This window comes from Polynucleobacter sp. 35-46-11 (genome assembly GCF_002281105.1).
Window position 1 is genome coordinate 1 of the sequence record NZ_NCFJ01000198.1, and the last position, 4,239, is coordinate 4,239.

Annotated in this window: 4 protein-coding genes, 1 tRNA gene and 1 pseudogene; 3 read left to right on the top strand and 3 right to left on the bottom strand. The window is 46.6% G+C overall.

Features of this window, described 5'->3' with window-relative positions:
• Nucleotides 1-110, top strand: a pseudogene (locus B7Y67_RS11655) (transaldolase family protein); the annotation flags it as partial.
• 30 nt (nt 111-140) lie between these two features.
• Entirely contained in the window at nt 141-563 is a 423-nt protein-coding gene (trxC, locus tag B7Y67_RS11660) for a thioredoxin TrxC (RefSeq protein WP_293598787.1), read from the top strand.
• A gap of 23 nt (nt 564-586) precedes the next feature.
• Here the strand turns inward: trxC and B7Y67_RS11665 are convergent, their stop codons facing one another.
• Genes B7Y67_RS11665 through rnr form a run of 3 tightly spaced genes read right to left on the bottom strand, consistent with a single transcriptional unit; the run spans nt 587 to nt 4,002 of the window.
• The gene (locus B7Y67_RS11665; protein WP_293598788.1) at nt 587-772 is read right to left on the bottom strand and encodes a DUF2892 domain-containing protein; all 186 of its coding nucleotides are present in this window, start codon (nt 770-772) and stop codon (nt 587-589) included.
• Nucleotides 773-806: 34 nt separating this feature from the next.
• The gene (rlmB, locus tag B7Y67_RS11670; protein WP_215300959.1) at nt 807-1,562 is read right to left on the bottom strand and encodes a 23S rRNA (guanosine(2251)-2'-O)-methyltransferase RlmB; all 756 of its coding nucleotides are present in this window, start codon (nt 1,560-1,562) and stop codon (nt 807-809) included.
• Between the two features lie 28 nt (nt 1,563-1,590).
• Nucleotides 1,591-4,002, bottom strand: a complete 2,412-nt coding sequence (gene rnr / locus B7Y67_RS11675) for a ribonuclease R (protein WP_293598789.1) — start codon at nt 4,000-4,002, stop codon at nt 1,591-1,593.
• 143 nt (nt 4,003-4,145) lie between these two features.
• Between rnr and B7Y67_RS11680 the strand changes: the two genes are divergently transcribed.
• Nucleotides 4,146-4,232, top strand: a tRNA-Leu gene (locus B7Y67_RS11680).
• Nucleotides 4,233-4,239 lie beyond the last annotated feature (7 nt).

The window sequence follows — 4,239 nt, forward strand, 5'->3', positions numbered from 1 at the left end:
ACTTTAGATTGCAGTTAAATAATGATGCTATGGCCACAGAAAAGCTTGCAGAAGGCATACGCAATTTCTGTATCGATACAGAAAAATTAGAAATTCTTTTAAGTAATTAAGTCACTAGACTAAACTTTTGAGGAGTAATCATGATTATCCATTGCCCACATTGCAATAAAGCAAATCGCGTCCCTGCTGAAAAACTCAATCAGACACCAGTTTGTGGCGTTTGCAAACAGGAGCTTCTTTCACTCCCCATCAATGCCACTGCGGCAAACTTCAGCGAACTAGTGACTCAATCAACAATGCCGGTAATAGTCGACTTTTGGGCACCATGGTGCGGGCCATGCAAGATGTTTGGTCCTACCTTTCAGGCAAGCGCTATTGCTCACGCAAATCAGGTCTTGTTTGTCAAAGTCAACACCGAGGCAGAACAAATGCTCGGATCGAAATGGAATATCCGCTCAATACCAACGCTAGCGGGATTTAAAAACGGTAAAGAAGTGCATCGCATTAGTGGCGCACTACCGCCAGCTCAATTAGAGCAATTCATTCAGCAGCTAATTGCCTAATGTTTTGCTAATCAACTAGCAAATTACTTCTTAGCGGTACTGATACCCAAAATAATATAGGCGGGGCAATTTTCCATCATCCCAGTCAGCAAAGGGATAATGCCGATCCACGCCCAAGGGCCAGTAATACCAAAACCAGCAAGCCCCATCAGGGTGACGCCAATAGTCATTCGTAGAACGCGGTCAGTATGTCCAATATTGCATTTCATAGAAGCCCCTTGAGCAAATTGATGGATTTACTACTTATTTAGGCTCTTTAGCCAAGCGCTGTCTTAGTGCTTCGTACAAGCATACGCCACTCGCTACAGAAACATTCAAACTCTCAACAACGCCCTTCATCGGAATACGCACCAACTCGTCACAAGTCTCGCGCGTTAAGCGTCTCATACCCTCACCCTCTGCGCCCATGACGATACCAATCGGACCAGTGAGATCCAGATCATAAATAGACTTTTCAGCTTCATCGTCAGTGCCAATTAACCAAACACCCGCTTCTTGCATTTCTTTCATGCTGCGTACTAAGTTGGTAACGGTAATCACTGGCATTACTTCAGAAGCGCCACTAGATACCTTGCTCACAGTCGCATTGATAGAGGCCGAGCGATCTTTAGGGATCACTACTGCATCAACACCAGCGCCATCAGCAACACGTAAACATGCACCGAAATTATGGGGATCTGTAACACCATCCAATACCAAGAACATTACTTTACTTTGATTACTCTCCGCATCTTCAACCACCTCGGTAATAGTTCGGGCGATGGTCATCTTCTCTGCTAAAGCGACTACACCTTGATGGCGATCATGGCCAGCGAGTTTATGAAGACGTTCAGCATCGGCTGCATGCAATCTTTCACCCAAAATCTCTTCAGCTTGCTTAAGAAAATCACCCATACGACGGTCACGACGGCTAGGATCAAAATAAACTGACTTCAGACTTGCGGCATCAACTCGCAAACGCGCTTGCACTGCATGAAAACCCACCAATATTTGCTTCATCTTTACTTATCTCATCCTGTATTGCTAATTATTTGCGACGCGCTTTAGTACTGCGGACAGGTGGTTTAGTGCCAGCAGGCTTACCAGCTGGTCTAGTTGGTTTACCGGACTTGCCTGACTTGGCAACTTTACTGGCCGTTCTTCCAGCCTGATTCTTAGACTGATTGGCACCCAAATTACCGGCAGACTTTGCGGCATTCACATTAACTCCAGAATGCTTCTGCGGCTCTTTACTGCCAGGGCGACCCTTCTTTGGAGATGCCTTTTTATTGGGTCTGCCAGTATCGCTAGCTAAAATAATTTGACGGCGATTCGTTGTACCACCTGGCTCTAGACCAACAGACTTCACCAAGCTAAATTCAATCTTGCGGGCGTCAAGATCAACGCGGCTGACTAAGACATGCACACGATCACCTAAGCGATAGCGAATACCTGTTCTCTCGCCACGCAACTCTTGTCGGGCTTCGTCATACTGAAAGTAATCGCCACCCAATTCTGTGACATGAATCATGCCCTCAACAAAGAGATTTTCTAGCTGCACAAATAAACCAAAAGAAGCTACACCAGTAACGGTGCCAGCATACTCTTGACCCAAATGATCTCGCATGTAATAACACTTGAGCCATGCTTCGACATCACGAGATGCTTCATCTGCACGACGCTCATTAGATGAGCAATGCACACCCAGCTGACCCCAAATAGGCAAAGCAGCATTCGCACCCTTTGGTAATTTAGGCAAGCGTGTACCTTTGGCAGCAGCTTCTTTCGCATCACTGTGAGACTTCTTAGCATTAACCGCATTTTCACGACCCTTACCCTTGCGTGGCAAAGTAAGGTTGAGCGGGACGGTTGGCGGCAATACAGGTGTATAGGGCTTCTTGGCCAGAATCGCTTTAATAACTCGATGAGTCAATAAATCGGGGTAGCGACGAATCGGGCTAGTGAAATGCGAATACGCTGGATAGGCAAGTCCAAAGTGGCCTTCGTTATCCGGCTGATACATCGCCTGCTGCATAGAACGTAAAACAACGGACTGAAGCATATTGGCATCAGGACGCTCTTTGATTTCGCGCATGAGCTTGGCATAGTCTTTTGGCTTTGGCTTTTCACCACCACCTAATGACAAACCAGAGGTGCGCAATACTTGGCGCAAGGTGACTAACTTTTCTTCAGAAGGTTCGCCGTGAACGCGATACAAGCTGAGATGCTTATTCTGATCGATAAAATCTGCTGCACAGACGTTAGCTGTCAACATGCACTCTTCAATGAGGCGATGCGCATCGTTGCGCAAACGCGGCTCGATTCGCAGAATCTTACCCAGCTCGTTACTGATAATTTGAGTTTCAGTAGTTTCAAATTCGATAGCGCCCCGTTTTTGACGTGCATCTAATAAAATTTTGTACAGAGAATAGAGATTTGTCAGTAAAGGCCTGAAATCAGCAAAACGCGTTGCTTCAGGACCCTTGCTATTAGAAAGTATCTCCCACACTGTATCGTAGGTAAAACGTTGTGCAGAATGCATTACCGCTGGATAGAACTGGTATGCCAACACTACTCCGTTGTTATCCACAACTGAGTCACACACCATACAGAGACGATCAACACCAGGGTTCAAAGAACAAAGACCGTTAGAGATCTTCTCAGGCAGCATTGGTATTACCCGTCTCGGGAAATACACCGACGTTGCACGCAGCAGGCCTTCATCATCTAAGGGTTGGCCTGGCTTTACATAGTGGGATACGTCAGCAATGGCAACAATCAGGCGCCAAGCCTTGCTCTTGCCATACATCACCGGTTCGCAATATACCGCATCATCGAAGTCGCGAGCATCGGCACCATCGATGGTGACTAAAGGGACATCACGTAAATCAACTCGACCTTCAAGGTCGGATTGCTGAACTGTATCGGGCAAGGCAGCCGCTTCTTTTTTAACAGCCGCTGAAAACTCATGCGGGACGCCATACTTGCGAACGGCGATTTCAATTTCCATACCAGGGTCGTCAATTTCACCAAGCACTTCAACAACGCGGCCAACGGCTTGACGATAGCTATCTGGATAGTCAATGATCTCAACGCTCACTACTTGACCCAATTTGGCATTACCCTGACCCTTTGGTGGAATCAAGATATCGTGACCAATGCGTTTATCCTCTGGCGCAACAATCAAAACGCCATTCTCATTTAAGAGGCGGCCAATGACGACTTTATTTGCGTGCAGAATCACATCAACGATCTGACCCTCTGGTCGACCACGACGATCTGTTCCCAATACTCTGACATTGACCCTATCACCGTGCATAACGCGGGACATTTCTCTTTCAGAAAGAAAAATATCTTCTCCACCATCATCCGGTATTACAAATCCAAATCCATCTCGGTGACCTTGGACTGTACCTAAGCGGTCAGCCTCTCGTGGCACCAAGTTTTTTGCTTTACGCATTTAATTCCTTCGGCAATTCATGCCTTATATATCAATCATTATTCTTGCTTAGGCTACTGTATCAAACCACTAAGTCTGAAGGGAAAAAGCCAAAAGGGGTTAGAGGGTAGGCCACAAGGCACATACCTTTATAATAATGGCATGCCCAGGTGGCGAAATTGGTAGACGCACCAGCTTCAGGTGCTGGCGATCGTAAGGTTGTGGGGGTTCGAGTCCCTTCCTGGGCACCAAATACAC

Coding starts and splice junctions, on each gene's coding strand:
- rnr (WP_293598789.1), bottom strand. CDS start 4,002: ATGCGTAAAGCAAAAAACTTGGTGCCACGAGAGGCTGACCGCTTAGGT.
- B7Y67_RS11665 (WP_293598788.1), bottom strand. CDS start 772: ATGAAATGCAATATTGGACATACTGACCGCGTTCTACGAATGACTATT.
- rlmB (WP_215300959.1), bottom strand. CDS start 1,562: ATGAAGCAAATATTGGTGGGTTTTCATGCAGTGCAAGCGCGTTTGCGA.
- trxC (WP_293598787.1), top strand. CDS start 141: ATGATTATCCATTGCCCACATTGCAATAAAGCAAATCGCGTCCCTGCT.